Origin of the sequence: Bradyrhizobium sp. cf659, from assembly GCF_900113725.1 — a bacterium.
In the GTDB taxonomy this organism is placed as follows: domain Bacteria; phylum Pseudomonadota; class Alphaproteobacteria; order Rhizobiales; family Xanthobacteraceae; genus Bradyrhizobium.
In genome coordinates, this window is sequence record NZ_FOQJ01000009.1 from 62,164 (window position 1) to 77,541 (window position 15,378).

The window sequence follows — 15,378 nt, forward strand, 5'->3', positions numbered from 1 at the left end:
CCGTCACCCCAACGACACGCCCGCCTTCGCCCGGCTGATCCCGAGAGCCAGGATGCGCTGCAGGAGATCCGGATATTTGAGCCCGGCATGTTGCGCCGCCGTGGCGAATTCCTGGCTCTTGGCGATCTCGGGGTTGGGATTGGCTTCGATGAAATACGGCGTGCCGTCGGCGGCGAGGCGGAAATCGATGCGCGCGTAGCCGTCGAGTCCGAGCGCCCGGTAGATGCGCTTCGCGGCGCGCTGGATGCGCGCGGTGACTTCGGGCGCGAGGTCCTTCGCCGGCCCGTCGACGATGCCGACCTTCTCCTGATAGTCGGTGTCGTGCTTGGCTTTCTCCGTGGCGATGTGCCGTGAGCTGCGTCCGCCCATGCTGCCGAATTTCAGTTCCCAGACCGGCAGGACACGCAGCCGGTTGTTGCCGAGCACGCCGACATAGAGCTCGCGCCCCTCGATGAACTGCTCGGCGATCGCGGCGGATTCGACGCGCTCGTGGATGAAGGCGACCCGTTCCGCGAGCTTCTCGTCGGTATCGACGATCGATGCCTGCGAGATGCCGAAGGACCCGTCCATGTTCAGGCTCTTGACGATCAGCGGCAGCGCAAGGCGCGTCGGGCGTTTCACCTTGCGGCGCATCGGGAAGACGGCGAAGGCCGGCGCCGCGATCCGGCGGTGATGCACCAGCGTCTTGGACAAATCCTTGCCGCGCGCCAGGATCAGGCCGCGCGGATTGCACCCGGTATAAGGGACCTTCAGCAGCTCGAGATAGCTGGCGATGTGCTGGTCGTAGGCGACGTTGTTGTGGAATTCCTCCAGTAACGTGAAGACCACGTGCGGCTTGAACTCTTCGATCGCCTCGCGCACCGGCTTGATTTCGTCCTGCGCGCCGAGGGCGCGAACCTCGTGGCCGGCCGCGCGCAACGTGCTCACCACGTCGTATTCCGTTTTCCACGCGTTGATTTCCTGCGCGGTGTATCCGTCGCTTGAGTCCGGAGGCATGAAGTCCGGATGCATCAGGACCAGAATGCGCAAGCGTCTCATAGCGCGATCCATTTGCGCCGAGACGGGCCAAACAGCGCGTGCATCGTCTTGGCGGTCACGAGGACGGTGAAATCGAGAACGAGCTTCTGTTCGGGGCCGACGGCGCGCAGATCGAGCTCGCGGCAGCGGGAGATCATGTCGTCAAGCACGGCATCGAGCGTGAGCTGGTTCTCGCCGGTCCACCGCGAGACCAATTGCCTGATCTGGGCGCGGTGTCGCCTGATCAGGCTCGAAGCCGGCTTTGACCGATGATGCCGCGGATCGGCGGAAAAGAGCCTCGAGAGGTCGCGGTCGTAGGTCTTCGGCGGCGTGAAGGCGTAGAACGCCTGCTTCTTCTTGTAGTGGTCGTCGAGCGTCTGGCCGAGCTTGCTCAACGGGTCGACACGCTCTCGCGTCGTGATCAGCGGCCGCTTGCCTGCGATCTCGCCCATCAGTTCGTCGACATATTCGAGCTTCTTCAGTGCCGGCCAGCCGGCATATCGTGTCCGCCAGTTCGAACGCGGCCGCAGCCACACCGCAAAGGTTTCGGCGAAGTCTTCGTCAGGATGGCTCTGCGCGTACCAGAGCCGAAGATGCTGGACATAGCGCCGGCTCGCCGGATTGGGCCGGTAGTAGCGCGGATAGTGCTTTGACGATGGGCCGAACAGCTGCTGCCAGCGCCGGCGGCGCTGCAACTGATAGCCGTGCTGGATGGCATGGCCTGCCTCGTGACGGAGGATGGCCATGCATTCGCGCCAGGTTCCGCCCTCGACGTCGAACATCATCTTCTTCTCGAGCCTCATCAGACGGGGATGGGCGAGATAGAACGGGATGGCGATGCCGGGCACATCGCCCGGACTGAACCATTCGCTCGAGATCCATGTGTGCGGCCGCAGCCGGATGCCCCGCTCTTCGAGCTCCTCGTGGAGCGTGCCGACGCAATCCTCGAGCCAGGTGCCTTCGACGGTAACCCTCAGGCTGCTGAGACGTTGCTCGAGCAATTCGTCATCCGACAGCTTCTCCCAGGCAAATTTCCGGCGTGGCATCAGGCATCCAGAGGGCAGAGATGACTCGGCGTCCGGATGATGTCATGGGCCGCGGTCGGCAACAACCCGTGGGGGCGGGCGCGGTGTGCCGCGGCGCATCGGACCGTAGGGTGGGTTACGCCGAGCGGTCTGCGCTTCGCGCAGTCCGCAGGGCTAACCCACCCTACGAAGCCAGCTTGTTCAGTCGAACAGGCTCGACACCGACTCTTCCGCCGCGGTGCGCGCGATCGCGTCCGAGATCAGGCTGGCGATCGGCAGCGTGCGGATGTTCGGCGCCTTGCTCACCGCGTCCGTCGGCAGGATCGAGTCGGTGATCACGAGCTCCTTCAGCTTGGAGTTGGTGATACGGGCTGCCGCGCCGCCGGAGAGCACGCCGTGGGTGATGTAGGCGTAGACGTCCTTGGCGCCCTTGGCGATCAGCGCATCGGCCGCGTTCACCAGCGTGCCGCCGGAGTCCACGATGTCGTCGACCAGGATACAGGTGTAGCCGGCGACGTCACCGATCACGTTCATGACCTCGGACTCACCCGGCCGCTCGCGGCGCTTGTCGACGATGGCGAGCGGGGTGTTGATGCGCTTGGCAAGGCCCCGCGCGCGGGCCACGCCGCCGACGTCCGGCGAGATCACCATCACCTTGGAAAGGTCGAACTTGTCCTTGATGTCGCGCACCATCAGTGGTGCCGCGTAGAGATTGTCGGTCGGGATGTCGAAGAAGCCCTGGATCTGGCCGGCATGCAGGTCGAGCGTCATGACGCGGTCGACGCCGGCCTGGGTGATCAGGTTGGCGACGAGCTTGGCCGAGATCGGCGTGCGCGAGCCCGATTTGCGGTCCTGCCGAGCGTAGCCGAAATAGGGCAGCACCGCGGTGATGCGGCGCGCCGAGGAGCGGCGCAGCGCGTCGGTGATGATCAGGAGTTCCATCAGATGGTCGTTCGCCGGGAACGAGGTCGACTGGATGATGAAGGCATCCGAGCCGCGGACGTTCTCCTGGATCTCGACGAAGATCTCCATGTCGGCGAAGCGCCGTACCACCGCCTTGGTCAATGGCAGGTCGAGGCCTTGCGCAATGGCCTGGGCGAGCGCCGGATTGGAATTGCCGGCGACAAGCTTGATGGAGCCGTTCTTGGCCGACATGGACACTTCCTCCCGCGCTTTGCTGGATAGGACGTTCAACATCTGGGAATACCCACTTGAAGCACGGTTACGACGGGCGAGGAAATATCAGGCCGGGGGCTGCAATGGCAACCCGGGATGCTACGTTTTCCCTTTGAAAATCCTGAGTCGGGCCAACGGTTTGGCCGCAACTTGAGGCCGTGGTTTAGCGGGGGTTATCGCTCGGCATAGCCGAGCGCGGAGGCCGGCATGTCCGGTGCCGGAGCCTCCGGGGTGACGCTTGCCACCGCCGGTCCGCGCAGGCCCGGAGCAGCGCTCGGCGCCTCCGGTGTCCCGTTGATCATGTTGGAAAGTCCGCTGAATCCGGCCTGGGCGATCTTCCGCAGTACGAGGTCGTCGGCGGCTCCCCAGGGATCGCGGCCCCCCTTGCTGGCGGTGGGTTCCTCGCCGGAGAGGCGCAGCGCCCGCTGCTGGTTGGCGTCGTAGACGTCCCAGACCCAGGCGATCACCGTCCTGCCGCGCACGATCTGGGCGGAGAGGTAGCTGCGGACGCGGTAGGCGGCCGCCCCCTCGCGGGAGACCACGGACAGGCTGCGCAGCTTGGATTCGCTGTCGAGCACGCCGACCATGCGGTCGAACACCTGCGGCGGCGGGCCGTCGATCGATTCGAAGGCCACCGTCGCCCCGGAGCCGGCGCTCGGCGCCATCGCATAGGAGTTGGCGGCACCACCGCCGCCGGCGCAGCCGCCAAGCGCGGCCGCCGCTGCCAGCAGCATGACCGCCAGCACGCGCGAACCCGCGCGGCGCAAGATGGATGACGCGTCCCTCATTATGGAGGGCAGCGATATCGTTAAAATCGATTAAGGTCTAGGGCGGAGGCGCCACGTCCCCCTGTCATTCCGGGGCGCGCCCACTTGGCGCGAACCCGGAATCCATTTCTCCGCATAAGTTGCTGCACGATGGATTCCGGGTTCTCGCTTCGCGAGCCCCGGAATGACGGCGTGTTGCCCTTGTGTTCACGCTTCGAGCGCGATCGCGTGAACGTGCCGGCCGTAATCCGGCTCCTTGCGATGCACCGAGCGGCGGTAGCTGAAGAAGCGCTCGTCGGCGTAGGTGTCGAGGCCGAGATCGTCGATCATCAGGATGCCGGCGGCCTCCAGCCGCGTCCGGATGAAGCCGGCGAGGTCGAACATCGCGTGTCCCTCGCGCACCGACGGGATGAAGAACATCGCGTTGTCCGCGTCCGCCTCGATGAAGCGCGCCACGAACTCGTTGCCGACTTCATAGCTCTCCTGCCGGATCAACGGGCCGATCGCGGCGATGATGCCGCCGCGCGTGGCGCCGAGCTTCTCCATCGCCGAGATCGTCGCCTCCAGCACGCCGGTCAGCGCGCCCTTCCAGCCGGCATGGGCGCCGCCGATCACGCGCGCATTGGGATCGACGAACAGCACCGGCCCGCAATCGGCGGTGGAGACGCCGAGCGCGATGCCGGGCGTTCTGGTCACCAGCGCGTCGCCCTTCGGCCGCGGCCCGCTCGGCCACGGCGTCTCGGCAACCAGCACGTCGGGCGAATGGATCTGGTGCAGGCTCAGGAAGCGCTCCGGCGCCACGCCGACATGCTCGGCCATGCGGCGGCGGTTCTCCGCGACGAGGGCCTGATCGTCGTGGGAGCCGAGCCCGCCATTCAGCGCGGAATAGATGCCGCCGGAGACGCCGCCTTCGCGGGTGAAAAAGGAATGGCGCAGGCCGGGCACCGCCGACAGCAGCGATGAAGCGAGAGTCATCAGTTTCCTCCGGCGTGTTCGAGATCGCTGAGGCCGGCGAGGCCCGACAGCCGCGGCTCGGAGATGCCGAGCACCTTGAACATCGAGCCCATGCCGCTGCGCCCGGTATCGGTCAGGCGTTTCAGCGCCACGGAAATGTCGGTGGCGACCTCAGGCGTCGCCTTCTGCATCAAGGCGGCGGCGCGGGTGTCGATGCCGACGCGCTTGAGGAAATCGCCCTGCGTTACCGGCCCGTGCACGCGGGCGCCGACATCCTCGGCCGCACGCGCCAGCGCCTGGAAATCGACATGGGCGGTGACGTCGGCCCGGCCCGGCGCCTTTAAGGGATCGGTGAAGGTGTGGCGCGCGATCGCCTGGAAGGTGTCGCCGGCATCGCTGCGCAAATGGCCGTAATCGATGATCAGCGCCGCACCGTCCTGGTCGCGCACGCGCGTGGCGAGCTTCATGATCTCGCTGTCCGGCCGCCATTCGAACACGGCGCCGACCGGTGCGGCGCGCACCAAGGGCGGCAGCAGCACGTCGAAGCGCGGCGTCGGCTCGGGGGCCGCGCCGAACTGAAGCTTGCCGTTGGGATCGATCTCGATCACGCGCTCGTGCCAGCCGTTCTCGCGCTTCACCATCTGGTGGATCGGCAGCACGTCGAAATATTCGTTGGCGAGGATGATGCTCGGGCCTTCGGGCACGTCATCGATGCTGTCGTGCCAGGCGATGTTGCGCACGCCCGACAGCATCGCACTCTGCCGTTCGCGCAGGACGGGATTGACCTCGACCAGGTGGATATGAAGCGCCTGGTAGAGCGGCGGCAGCACGCGGAGCGCGCGCAGCGCGTCCGCCATCATGGTGCCGCGGCCGGGGCCGAGCTCGATCAGCCGCAAAAATTGCGGCGAGCCCATCTGCTTCCACACCGAGGCGGTCCACAGGCCCAGCAGCTCGCCGAACATCTGGCTGACCTCGGGCGCGGTGGTGAAGTCGCCCTCACGCCCGAGCGGATCGCGCGAGACGTAATAGCCGTAGCGCGGGTGCATCAGGCACAGTTCCATGTACCGCCAGACCGGCATGGGGCCTGAGGATTTGATCAGCGCCTTGATCTCGTTGAGTAGCAGCTGTTCGGTCACGGCCCAACTTCTCGAAAGGAATTAACTCATAGCCCCGATGGGCCTCGGCGCACCGCGCCTGATAGCCAATACAATAAGTATGAGACCTACAATAAGCATCGGGATCGACAACAGCATGCCCATGGTTAACCCGCCCCAGAGGTAGCCGAGCTGGACGTCCGGCTCGCGGAAATGCTCGCCGGCGATCCGGGTCAGACCATAGATCAGGATGAAGGCGCCGAGGATCATGCCGGGCCGCTTCAGGGCGCCGAGGCGGATCATGATCGCAAGCACCGTGAACAGCAGGATGCCCTCCATGCCGGCCTCATAGAGCTGGCTCGGATGGCGCGGCAGATGCGTCGGGTCGTTGGGGAAGATCATCGCCCAGGGCAGGCTCGCATCGGTGGCGCGGCCCCACAATTCGCCGTTGATGAAATTGGCGATGCGCCCGAGCAGCAGCCCGACCGGCGCGACCGCGGTGGTGATGTCGCCGAGCGACAGGATCGAGATGCCGTTGCGATAGGCGAACCACATCACCGCGACGACGCAGCCGAGGAAGCCGCCATGGAACGACATGCCGCCCTCCCACAATCTGAAGATCGCGGCGGGGTGATCCATGAAGAAGGGCAGATTGTAGAACAGCACGTAGCCGGTGCGGCCTCCCAGGATGATGCCGAGCGTGACCCACAGGATGAAGTCATCGACCTGCACCAGCGAGATCGGCGCCGGTCCGCCCCATAAACGCTCGTTCTTCAGGAGCGAGCGCGCATAGAGCCAGCCGAACACGATGCCGCAGATATAGGCCAGCGCGTACCAGCGGATCGCGAACGGGCCGATCTCGAGCGCGATCGGCTTGAAGGCGGGAAAGTCGATGAGCAGAAAGGGCATCACGCCTTCTATGTCTAGACGAGATTGCGGCGATAGAGCGCCAGCAGCCGCTCCCAATGCCGCTCGGCGGCGTCGCGGTCATAGACCGGGCGCTTGGGGAAGGCGAAGCCGTGATGCGTGCCGGGATAGATCTCGACCTCGGCTTTGGCGCCGCTCACGCCCTGCTTGACCTTCTCGATGATCTCGGCGGGCGCGTAGATGTCGGTCTCGGCGCAGGCGAAATAGAGCTCGGCCCTGGTCTTGCCGGCGGCGAGGTGCGGGCTGTCGTCCTGGTCCGTCGCGAGCTGCGTGCCATAGACCGAGGCGGCGGCCTTGACGCGATCGGGGAAATGCGTGGCGGCGTTGACGGCGTAGCGGCCGCTCATGCAGTAGCCGACGGTGCCGACCATCTTCGTGTTCGCGGCGGCCTGGCCCTCCGCATAGGTGAGCAGCGCGCTTGTGTCGTCCATGATCAAGGGGATCGTAAGGGAGCCCATCAGTGCGAACATGCGCTTGCGCTCCGGTGCGTTCGGGTCAGTCGGCAACGCGCCGAGCTCCATCACCCCGGAGCGGTAATAGAGGTTCGGCAGCATCACGTAATACCCCGATGTCGCGAGCCGGCGCGCCATGTCGCGCAGCTCTTCGCGGATCGCCGGCGCGTCCATGTAGAACAGGATGACCGGAAACGGCCCGCCACGTTCGGGATGGGTGATGAAGGTTGCGGTGTGGCCGTCCCTGGTGGGAATCGCGATCTGCTGGTCGATCATCTCGTGCGCCTTGTGATTCTTCTTATGCCGGGACGTTGAATACGATTGCAAGGAAACCGGGGCATGACAAGGATACCGCCGATCGGCCCTTGATCCGTTCCGCCCGGATTGCCATTGTCTTTTCGAGCGTTCGCGCAAAGTTTATCGGAGCCGCCAGGAGACCGAAATGACCCAGACCAACAACCGGTTTTTCGACGAGATCGGCCGCCTGATGAACGACGCCGCCGGTGCGGCCCAGGGCGTCAAGCGCGAGTTCGACACGGTGATGCGGACCCAGGCCGAAAAATTCCTGCGCGACATGGATCTGGTCAAGCGCGAGGAGTTCGAGGCGGTCAAGGACATGGCCCGCCTGGCGCGTGAGGAAAACGAGGCCCTGAAGGCGCGCATCGCGGCGCTGGAGGCGAAGTTCGGGGGGTAACGCTTCTCGGTGTCATTCCGGGGCGCGACGAAGTCGCGAACCCGGAATCTCGAGGTTCCGGGTTCGATGCTCCGCGCATCGCCCCGGAACGACGGGCAGGGGCCGCACCGGTCCCCGCAAAAAATCCCCGCATTTCCTTGTCATTTCCGCGTCTTCCGGGTAAAAGCCCGCCACGTTCGCGGCCCCCGCACCCCTGGAGGCTTGCTGCGAACTATGCCATGGGCCGCGTTGCGGCCCATTAACTTTTGCAAAAACAAGGACTTAACGTTATGGCGACGACCGTCAAGGAATTGAAGGCGACCGCACGTCCGAAGAGCGGCAAGGGGGCCGCCCGGGCTGAGCGTCGCGCCGGGAAAGTGCCCGGAGTGATCTATGGTGACAAGCAACCCCCGCTCCCGATCTCGGTTGACGATCGTGAACTGCGCCAGCGCATCCTCGCCGGCCGGTTCCTGACCACGCTGGTCGACATCGACCTCGACGGCAAGAAGCACCGCGTGATTCCGCGCGACTATCACCTCGATCCGGTCAAGGATTTCCCGATCCATGTCGACTTCATGCGGCTCGGCGAAGGTGCCACCATCCGCATCAGCGTTCCGCTGCACGTGGTGAAGGCGGAAGGTTCGCCCGGCGTGAAGCGCGGCGGCGCCGTCAACATCGTCGCGCATGCGATCGAGCTCGAATGCGGCGTCGAGAGCATCCCGCAATTCATCGAGGCCGACGTCGGCTCGCTCGAAATCGGTCACTCCCTGCATCTGGCTGACATCAAGCTGCCGGCCGGCGTGAAGGCACTGACCCGCGAGGACGCGACCCTCGTCACCATCGTGCCGCCGTCCGGCTACGCCGAAGAGCAGAAGGCTGCTGCTGCGGCCGCGGCTGGTGGTGCGGCTCCGGCTGCGGGCGCTGCTGCTCCGGCGGCTGGTGCGGCTCCGGCTGCGGGTGCTGCTGCACCTGCTGCGGCTGCCAAGGCTCCCGCCGGCGGCGACAAGAAGAAGTAATCTCTCAAGGCTGGCGCGCGGTCCCTGATCGCGCGCCGAGCGAGGGGCGCGCCGCGTCATGCGACTCTTTGTTGGGCTCGGCAATCCCGGCGCGAAATACGCACGTAACCGGCACAATATCGGCTTCATGGCCGTCGACGAGATCGTGCGGCGTCATGGTTTCTCGCCATGGCGCCGCAGGTTTCAGGGCGAGACCTCGGAAGGTGCGCTCGGCACCGAGCGCGTGATCCTGCTCAAGCCGATGACCTACATGAACGAGTCCGGCCGCAGCGTTCAGGAGGCGGCAGGCTTCTTCAAGATCGCCCCTGGCGACGTCACCGTGTTCCATGACGAGCTCGAACTGCCGCCGGGCAAGGTGCGGGTGAAGGTCGGCGGCGGCATCGCCGGCCACAACGGTCTGCGCTCGATCTCGGCGCATATCGGCAACGACTACCGCCGTGTCAGGCTCGGCATCGGTCATCCCGGCGTCAAGGAACTGGTGCACGGCCACGTGCTGTCGGACTTCGCCAAGGCCGACAACGACTGGGTGGCGACGCTCTGCGACGCGGTCGCCGAGCACGCCGCGCTGATCGCCAAGGGCACGGACGCGACCTTCGCCAACAGGGTGCATCTTGCCATGCAGGCGAAGGGATTTTTGACCAAGGACGACAACGGCGAGAAATCGAACTGATCTCTCTCCGTCATGGCCGGGCTTGACCCGGCCATCCACGTCTTTCTTTCTCCGCGGAGCGAAGGACGTGGATGCCCGGCACAAGGCCGGGCATGACGACTTCAACGAACGCAGCGCCCACGGCGCGAAGATTGGATGAGGCCATGGGATTCAAATGCGGGATCGTCGGATTGCCCAATGTCGGCAAGTCGACCTTGTTCAATGCGCTGACTGAGACGGCCGCGGCGCAGGCCGCGAACTATCCGTTCTGCACCATCGAGCCGAATGTCGGCGAAGTCGCCGTGCCCGATCCGCGGCTCGACAAGCTCGCGGCGGTCGCCAAGTCCGGCCAGATCATTCCGACCCGGCTGACCTTCGTCGACATCGCGGGTCTCGTGCGCGGCGCCTCCAAGGGCGAGGGCCTCGGCAACCAGTTCCTCGCCAACATCCGCGAGGTCGATGCCATCGCGCATGTCGTGCGCTGCTTTGAAGATTCCGACATCACCCATGTCGAGGGCAAGATCGCCCCGCTCGCCGACATCGAGACCATCGAGACCGAGCTGATGCTCGCCGACCTCGACAGCCTCGAGAAGCGCGTCGACAACCTCACCAAGAAGGCCAAGGGCAACGACAAGGACGCCAAGGAGCAGCTCGACCTCGTCAACCGCACGCTGGTGCTGCTGCGCGAGGGCAAGCCCGCACGCCTCGTCGAGCGCAAGGCGGAGGAGGAGCGTGCCTTCGGGATGCTCGGCCTGTTGTCGTCCAAGCCCGTGCTCTATGTCTGCAACGTCGAGGAAGGCTCGGCCGCGACAGGCAATTCGTTCTCGAAGGCGGTGCAGGAGCAGGCTGCCAAGGAAGGCGCCATCGCCGTCGTCATCTCCGCCAAGATCGAATCCGAGATCGCCACCATTTCGCGTGAAGAACGCGCCGACTTCCTGGAGACGCTGGGTCTCGAAGAGGCCGGCCTCGACCGTCTGATCCGCGCCGGCTACACGCTGCTCGACCTCATCACCTATTTCACGGTGGGCCCGAAGGAAGCGCGTGCCTGGACCATCTATCGCGGCACCAAGGCGCCGGGCGCGGCCGGCGTGATCCACACCGATTTCGAGAAAGGCTTCATCCGCGCCGAGACGATCGCGTATGACGACTACGTCGCGCTCGGCGGCGAAGCCGGCGCCCGCGATGCCGGCAAGCTCCGGCTCGAAGGCAAGGAATACGTCGTCGCGGACGGCGACGTGATGCATTTCAGGTTTAATACGTAAGAAGCTGGCTGCGCTCTCGTAGGGTGGGTTAGCGTAGCGTAACCCACCATCCTTCCGCGTGTGCCGAACGAAGTTGGTGGGTTACGCCTTCGGCTAACCCACCCTACGGCACCTGCGCCTCACTTCATCCCGCCGCCCTGGTCCCGGATCGCGCCGAGATGCTCGTTGATGCGGAAGACGATCAGGATCAGTTCCGCGACGATGCGCGAGAACACGATGCCGACGACGACGCTCGCGATCGACGACAGCAGCACCAGGAAGCCGCCGAACGGGCTGATCGCCATCGCCGCGAGCCCTGAGAAGATGCCGGAGAGGCCGAACAGGCAGATCAGCGCGATCACCAGCCAGTAGAAGGTCTTGATGATCGTCGGCGTGATGAAGCGGTCCCACTGAAACAGGTCGCTGAATGAAAACATCGCTCTCCCCAGGACAAATCGGGCCTTGTCAAATCGGGCTTCGGCCCTTGGTTGATCCGACTCAAGACCAACCCCGTCGGGTCGAATGTAGCACGAGCCATGCGGGCCGGCGGGTTGAGATTGCCGCAAAGTGCGGCCACAATCTGTCATTTCCGCCAGCAATCCCAAGATGACCCTGACCTTCGAAGATTTCCCGCCCGGCCGGTTCGGAACGTTCGGCCCGCGCCATGTCACCCGCGACGAGATCTTGGCCTTCGCCGCCGAGTTCGATCCGCAACCGATGCACCTGGACGAGGACGCCGCCAGCAAAAGCATGCTGCGCGGCCTGTCCGGCTCGGGCTGGCACCTCTGCTCGCTGATGATGCGGATGATGGCCGACGGCTTCATCACCCGTGCCGCCTCGCTCGGCTCGCCCGGCGTCGAGGAGGTGCGCTGGCTGTCGCCGCTCAGGCCCGGCGACGACCTCATGCTGGACGTCGATGTGCTGGAGGCGCGCACCTCGAAGAGCCGCCCCGAACTCGGCATCGTCAAGTTCAAATGCACCGTGCGCAACGCGACGGGACAGGCGCTGTGCGAGATGACCTCGCCGATCCTGATCGAGCGGCGCGAGGGGGCGGTCTGATGCGGTTCTTCGAGGACATCGGGATCGGCGATCGCCGCGAGATCGGCACCTATGCGTTCACCGCTGAGTCGATCAAAATATTCGCCGCGAAATTCGATCCGCAGCGCTTTCACCTCGACGAGGAGGAAGGCAAGAACTCGCTGTTCGGCGGGCTCGCGGCCTCGGGCTGGCATGTCGGCTCGGCCTGCATGAGCTTGCTTGTCGCGGACGGCCAACGCCTGGCGCGAGAGGCCGCAGCGCGCGGCGAGGAGGTCGCGGTGTGGGGCCCGTCACCGGGCTTTCGCGACCTGCGCTGGATCAGGCCGGTGCTCGCCGGCGACACCGTCTCCTACGCCAATGTCGTCATCGACAAGCGTGCCTCCGGCTCGCGCCCCGGCTGGGGCATCCTGACGGCCCGCACCAACGGCACCAACCAGCGCGGCGAAGAGGTCTACGCCATCACCGCCTCAGCCTTCGTGCCGATGCGCGTGAAGGGCTAATTTAGAATCGATCGAGCTGGCGCCCCTTCACCTCTCCCCCGCTTGCGGGGAGAGGTCGGATCGCCTCGGCGATGCGAAGCATCGTCCGGTGCGATCCGGGTGAGGGGGTACAGGTCCATCGACAGTTGCGTGCGTGGAGAGAGCCCCTCACCCCAACCCTCTCCCCGTAAGAACGGAGAGGGAGCAGAGAAACCGAGCAAGTGTTGCCCGCGCGCTATGGACGCTATTCCGGACGGCTGCCATAAGCCTGCGCAACATGGTTACCCGCCGAGCAGTTGGCGGAACCATCGAGTTGCTAACCAATTATGAACCTGTCGCTGTCTATTTGAACGAATAGGCAGAGGACAGGGGACGAGGACCATGGCTGACCGCGGCGCACTCAAGTTTGTTGGATTTATCTTTGCTACCGCGACGCTGGCTGTGATGCTGGTCGCCGGCATGGTGGTGAAGGGCTATGCCGATGGCGCCTACACCCTGGAAGTCTCGACCGTGGAAGCCGCCCGGTAAGAGCTCGTTAACTTTTCGGGGGCCGGCGTCCGGCCTCCGCTCAGCGGCTATAGACGAACGCCAGCACCGCGATCGCAACCGCCAATAATCCAACGAAGCGCAGCATGATCGTGCCGAACTGGTTCGGCGCGGGTCGCAGCGGTATGGGGTCCGTGGTGTCGGGCCGAATGCTTTCCATCTGAAATATCCCCGGGCCCGGTCGTAACACCGACGGGCGCTTGGCATTGGTCGCCGGGAAGGGGCGGTGGGTTCAAAGCGAAATCCTCCGCCGTCATGCCCCGCGAAGGCGGGGCATCCAGTACGCCGCGGCCTCTCGGGGCTAGCCTCGCTGTCTCTGGAATACTGGATCACCCGCCTTCGCGGGTGATGACACCTGTGTTGGGGAAGCAGCGGGCGGATACGCGCTCCCACACTCTCCTCCCCGGAATCAAAACCGCCGCGCCCCTTTCGGAACGCGGCGGCCGGTGATGCCTGGTGCTAACCGATCAGCTGTTGCGCAGGCCGTCGGCGGCGCGCTTCCACTGCGCGACGTTGTCGGCGATCATGCGGGTCGACTTCATCGCGGCCTGGCTGAGCTGGGCGTAGCCGGAGATCTCGCGCTGGACGCGCTGGCCTTCGGCATGGAGCAGGTCGCGCAGGCTCTCGAGTTCGGAGATCAGGTTCTCGATCTCGGCGAGCGAAGTGCCGGCGACGCGCTGGATCAGCGAGTTGACGTTGGTGACGGTAGCCTCCGCGCTCGGATCGAGCGGCGGTGCGTCGGTGGCCGTCGCCGCCGGACGGCGCAGATAGGCGATGTCATTGCGGACGAAATCGCGGATGCCGGCTTCGACCTCGGTCACCGCGGCCAGATTGCTGTCGACGGTCTCGGTCTCGGCGGCTTCGATCTTGTCCGGACGAATGGCGTTCATCGTTGTTCCCCTGTTCGCGTTGAGCGCAGCGCGAGTGTCCCCCGCACGACGACGTCTGTAAGGCAATCCGTATCAGTGCGTCGGATTTTGACCGGAACTAGGCCGAGATGCGGCAAGGGCGGACCATTCGGGGGTTTTGCCGTGGCGTATGGTTAGGAATGTCTGAAGGCCATAGCCGCGACGAAGTGGATGCGCGGATCGGTCGGTGCTTCACTCCCTCTCCCCGCTTGCGGGGAGAGGCGAAGGACTCACCAGCTCTTCTTGAACCCCGCCGTCAGGCTCTTGTTGATCGCGCCCTGCGAGGTCTCGCCGACCGAGCCGGAGACGGTGACATTGTCGAACAGCTTTTGCTCGGCGCCGAGCTTGCGCAGCCATTTGTCGTCGGTGGTCGACAGCGTCTGGCCTGCCGTGATGCTGGTGCCGGTGTCGGTGAGGGTGACCTTGGCGGACTGATCGGTCTCGTAGTTGCGGGTGATGTGACCGCCGATGCCGGGGACCGCGGTCGTGCCCTGCTGGTTGACGCTGTAACCGTTCTGGAGCGTCAGCGACGTGTCGCCGGACAGCGGCATCGATTTGGTGAGGGAGGCGCCGATCTTGCTCTGCTCGGCGCCGGGATCGACGCGGGCTTCCACCGCCGTCTTGTCCCAGATCGGGCCCGCGCCCGGCGCGGTCGCGGCCGCCCAGGCGCTGCCGGAGGATTGCGGCAGGCTGCCGCCATTGGCGGCCTTCTGCGCCAAGAGCTCGGACATGGTCCGCGGCTCGCTCGTCACCGTCATGTCGGCGCCGATGCGGGCGTCCCAGAACGAGGAGACCGACTGCTTCACCGTCACCGCCGAGGAGCCGTTGGCTTTGGCGTTCGACGACCAGTTCATCCCGTCATTGGCGGCGGCCTGCGCGCGCTTCTTGGCGGCGATGAGGTCGTTGAGCGTGCCGGCGTCGATCGCGAGCTGGCTCCAGTCGAGCTTGTCGACGTCGATGCCTTTGAGCACGTCGGGGTCGTTGACGTCGGGGGCTTCGGCTGCCTCGGCCTCGTCGTCGGGCGTGGCCGCGGGTGGGGAGAAGGGCGGAATGATCTGCGCCGAAACCGTCAGAACCGAGCCCAAAATGAACGCGGCCGCCAGCACCGGCAGCCTGGTCCAGCCAAAACCTGTCGAGAATTCCATCGTCCTGCCCGCGAACCCCAGCGCATGCTCTCCGATAATATATATCGGCCTTCCGCAATGACCACGCGCCATTCCGCGCAAAGGATGCTGATCTATCGTTGCGAAATTGTGGCGGCTCGCCTCGCCCAGAGCATGATCCGGACCCGAAGGGCCGCGCCAGCGCAAAGTGTGCAGCGGTTTTCCCTCGCGACAAACGCGGAACGCGTTTGCGCGGAGATCATGCTCAAACAACTGGAATGGCGAACCAACGGGCCGCGCGAAAGGCGCGCGC

The 15,378-nt window shown here is 65.3% G+C and carries 19 protein-coding genes; 7 read left to right on the forward strand and 12 right to left on the reverse strand.

Features of this window, described 5'->3' with window-relative positions; all coding sequences use genetic code 11:
• Positions 1 to 3 precede the first annotated feature (3 nt).
• The 8 genes from BM118_RS29255 to BM118_RS29290 form a co-directional block, all read right to left on the reverse strand.
• Positions 4 to 1,038, reverse strand: coding sequence for a D-alanine--D-alanine ligase family protein (locus BM118_RS29255; protein ID WP_177234799.1), 1,035 nt, complete (start codon positions 1,036 to 1,038; stop codon positions 4 to 6).
• On the reverse strand, positions 1,035 to 2,063 hold the full coding sequence (locus tag BM118_RS29260) for a putative zinc-binding metallopeptidase (protein ID WP_092189824.1): 1,029 nt from the start codon (positions 2,061 to 2,063) through the stop codon (positions 1,035 to 1,037). Before BM118_RS29260 ends, BM118_RS29255 begins: the two co-directional genes overlap by 4 nt.
• Positions 2,064 to 2,243: 180 nt before the next feature.
• Positions 2,244 to 3,197: a ribose-phosphate pyrophosphokinase gene (locus tag BM118_RS29265; protein ID WP_177234800.1), complete on the reverse strand. Its 954-nt coding sequence runs from the start codon at positions 3,195 to 3,197 to the stop codon at positions 2,244 to 2,246.
• Between the two features lie 194 nt (positions 3,198 to 3,391).
• Entirely contained in the window at positions 3,392 to 4,006 is a 615-nt protein-coding gene (locus tag BM118_RS29270) for a hypothetical protein (protein ID WP_092189828.1), read from the reverse strand.
• Between the two features lie 186 nt (positions 4,007 to 4,192).
• A complete protein-coding gene (gene pgeF / locus BM118_RS29275; RefSeq protein WP_092189830.1) occupies positions 4,193 to 4,960 on the reverse strand; it encodes a peptidoglycan editing factor PgeF in 768 nt (255 codons plus the stop codon).
• Complete coding sequence (locus BM118_RS29280; RefSeq protein WP_092189832.1) at positions 4,960 to 6,075, reverse strand: class I SAM-dependent methyltransferase; 1,116 nt, start codon at positions 6,073 to 6,075, stop codon at positions 4,960 to 4,962. Before BM118_RS29280 ends, pgeF begins: the two co-directional genes overlap by 1 nt.
• 21 nt (positions 6,076 to 6,096) lie before the next feature.
• A complete protein-coding gene (lgt, locus tag BM118_RS29285) occupies positions 6,097 to 6,942 on the reverse strand; it encodes a prolipoprotein diacylglyceryl transferase (protein ID WP_177234801.1) in 846 nt (281 codons plus the stop codon).
• Between the two features lie 14 nt (positions 6,943 to 6,956).
• Positions 6,957 to 7,688: a dienelactone hydrolase family protein gene (locus tag BM118_RS29290; RefSeq protein WP_092189836.1), complete on the reverse strand. Its 732-nt coding sequence runs from the start codon at positions 7,686 to 7,688 to the stop codon at positions 6,957 to 6,959.
• A gap of 166 nt (positions 7,689 to 7,854) precedes the next feature.
• Between BM118_RS29290 and BM118_RS29295 the strand changes: the two genes are divergently transcribed.
• The 4 genes from BM118_RS29295 to ychF all read left to right on the forward strand — a co-directional run bounded on the left by BM118_RS29295 (position 7,855) and on the right by ychF (position 11,012).
• On the forward strand, positions 7,855 to 8,106 hold the full coding sequence (locus tag BM118_RS29295; RefSeq protein WP_092189838.1) for an accessory factor UbiK family protein: 252 nt from the start codon (positions 7,855 to 7,857) through the stop codon (positions 8,104 to 8,106).
• A 269-nt stretch (positions 8,107 to 8,375) separates the two neighbouring features.
• Positions 8,376 to 9,101 carry a 50S ribosomal protein L25/general stress protein Ctc gene (locus BM118_RS29300; RefSeq protein WP_027545967.1) on the forward strand — a complete coding sequence of 242 codons (726 nt, stop codon included), beginning with the start codon at positions 8,376 to 8,378 and terminating at the stop codon, positions 9,099 to 9,101.
• 58 nt (positions 9,102 to 9,159) lie between these two features.
• Complete coding sequence (gene pth / locus BM118_RS29305; RefSeq protein WP_092189840.1) at positions 9,160 to 9,771, forward strand: aminoacyl-tRNA hydrolase; 612 nt, start codon at positions 9,160 to 9,162, stop codon at positions 9,769 to 9,771.
• 143 nt (positions 9,772 to 9,914) lie between these two features.
• Positions 9,915 to 11,012 (forward strand): redox-regulated ATPase YchF, encoded by a 1,098-nt coding sequence (ychF, locus tag BM118_RS29310; protein ID WP_092189843.1) that lies wholly within the window; start codon positions 9,915 to 9,917, stop codon positions 11,010 to 11,012.
• Between the two features lie 119 nt (positions 11,013 to 11,131).
• On the opposite strand, the gene BM118_RS29315 is transcribed toward ychF, so the two are convergent.
• Positions 11,132 to 11,428, reverse strand: a complete 297-nt coding sequence (locus BM118_RS29315) for a DUF4282 domain-containing protein (RefSeq protein WP_027545964.1) — start codon at positions 11,426 to 11,428, stop codon at positions 11,132 to 11,134.
• A gap of 169 nt (positions 11,429 to 11,597) precedes the next feature.
• Here BM118_RS29315 and BM118_RS29320 point away from each other — a divergent pair, with 169 nt between their 5' ends.
• The 3 genes from BM118_RS29320 (at position 11,598) to BM118_RS41790 (ending at position 13,036) form a co-directional block, all read left to right on the forward strand.
• Positions 11,598 to 12,050: a MaoC family dehydratase gene (locus BM118_RS29320; RefSeq protein ID WP_177234802.1), complete on the forward strand. Its 453-nt coding sequence runs from the start codon at positions 11,598 to 11,600 to the stop codon at positions 12,048 to 12,050.
• A complete protein-coding gene (locus BM118_RS29325) occupies positions 12,050 to 12,529 on the forward strand; it encodes a MaoC family dehydratase (protein WP_092189847.1) in 480 nt (159 codons plus the stop codon). Before BM118_RS29320 ends, BM118_RS29325 begins: the two co-directional genes overlap by 1 nt.
• Positions 12,530 to 12,889: 360 nt before the next feature.
• Positions 12,890 to 13,036, forward strand: a complete 147-nt coding sequence (locus BM118_RS41790) for a hypothetical protein (RefSeq protein ID WP_177234803.1) — start codon at positions 12,890 to 12,892, stop codon at positions 13,034 to 13,036.
• A gap of 40 nt (positions 13,037 to 13,076) precedes the next feature.
• Here the strand turns inward: BM118_RS41790 and BM118_RS41795 are convergent, their stop codons facing one another.
• The 3 genes from BM118_RS41795 to BM118_RS29335 form a co-directional block, all read right to left on the reverse strand.
• Complete coding sequence (locus tag BM118_RS41795) at positions 13,077 to 13,214, reverse strand: hypothetical protein (protein WP_018648329.1); 138 nt, start codon at positions 13,212 to 13,214, stop codon at positions 13,077 to 13,079.
• A gap of 307 nt (positions 13,215 to 13,521) precedes the next feature.
• A complete protein-coding gene (locus tag BM118_RS29330) occupies positions 13,522 to 13,944 on the reverse strand; it encodes a hypothetical protein (protein ID WP_092189849.1) in 423 nt (140 codons plus the stop codon).
• A gap of 248 nt (positions 13,945 to 14,192) precedes the next feature.
• The gene (locus BM118_RS29335) at positions 14,193 to 15,107 is read right to left on the reverse strand and encodes a hypothetical protein (protein ID WP_092189851.1); all 915 of its coding nucleotides are present in this window, start codon (positions 15,105 to 15,107) and stop codon (positions 14,193 to 14,195) included.
• Positions 15,108 to 15,378: the final 271 nt, after the last annotated feature.

Excerpts from the sequence above, each read along its gene's own strand:
- pgeF (WP_092189830.1), bottom strand. The coding sequence starts at position 4,960 with ATGACTCTCGCTTCATCGCTGCTGTCGGCGGTGCCCGGCCTGCGCCAT.
- BM118_RS29270 (WP_092189828.1), bottom strand. The coding sequence starts at position 4,006 with ATGAGGGACGCGTCATCCATCTTGCGCCGCGCGGGTTCGCGCGTGCTG.
- pth (WP_092189840.1), top strand. The coding sequence starts at position 9,160 with ATGCGACTCTTTGTTGGGCTCGGCAATCCCGGCGCGAAATACGCACGT.
- BM118_RS41790 (WP_177234803.1), top strand. The coding sequence starts at position 12,890 with ATGGCTGACCGCGGCGCACTCAAGTTTGTTGGATTTATCTTTGCTACC.
- BM118_RS29265 (WP_177234800.1), bottom strand. The coding sequence starts at position 3,197 with ATGTCGGCCAAGAACGGCTCCATCAAGCTTGTCGCCGGCAATTCCAAT.
- lgt (WP_177234801.1), bottom strand. The coding sequence starts at position 6,942 with ATGCCCTTTCTGCTCATCGACTTTCCCGCCTTCAAGCCGATCGCGCTC.
- BM118_RS29300 (WP_027545967.1), top strand. The coding sequence starts at position 8,376 with ATGGCGACGACCGTCAAGGAATTGAAGGCGACCGCACGTCCGAAGAGC.
- BM118_RS29325 (WP_092189847.1), top strand. The coding sequence starts at position 12,050 with ATGCGGTTCTTCGAGGACATCGGGATCGGCGATCGCCGCGAGATCGGC.
- BM118_RS29295 (WP_092189838.1), top strand. The coding sequence starts at position 7,855 with ATGACCCAGACCAACAACCGGTTTTTCGACGAGATCGGCCGCCTGATG.
- BM118_RS29290 (WP_092189836.1), bottom strand. The coding sequence starts at position 7,688 with ATGATCGACCAGCAGATCGCGATTCCCACCAGGGACGGCCACACCGCA.
- ychF (WP_092189843.1), top strand. The coding sequence starts at position 9,915 with ATGGGATTCAAATGCGGGATCGTCGGATTGCCCAATGTCGGCAAGTCG.
- BM118_RS29320 (WP_177234802.1), top strand. The coding sequence starts at position 11,598 with ATGACCCTGACCTTCGAAGATTTCCCGCCCGGCCGGTTCGGAACGTTC.
- BM118_RS41795 (WP_018648329.1), bottom strand. The coding sequence starts at position 13,214 with ATGGAAAGCATTCGGCCCGACACCACGGACCCCATACCGCTGCGACCC.
- BM118_RS29260 (WP_092189824.1), bottom strand. The coding sequence starts at position 2,063 with ATGCCACGCCGGAAATTTGCCTGGGAGAAGCTGTCGGATGACGAATTG.
- BM118_RS29330 (WP_092189849.1), bottom strand. The coding sequence starts at position 13,944 with ATGAACGCCATTCGTCCGGACAAGATCGAAGCCGCCGAGACCGAGACC.
- BM118_RS29315 (WP_027545964.1), bottom strand. The coding sequence starts at position 11,428 with ATGTTTTCATTCAGCGACCTGTTTCAGTGGGACCGCTTCATCACGCCG.
- BM118_RS29255 (WP_177234799.1), bottom strand. The coding sequence starts at position 1,038 with ATGAGACGCTTGCGCATTCTGGTCCTGATGCATCCGGACTTCATGCCT.
- BM118_RS29335 (WP_092189851.1), bottom strand. The coding sequence starts at position 15,107 with ATGGAATTCTCGACAGGTTTTGGCTGGACCAGGCTGCCGGTGCTGGCG.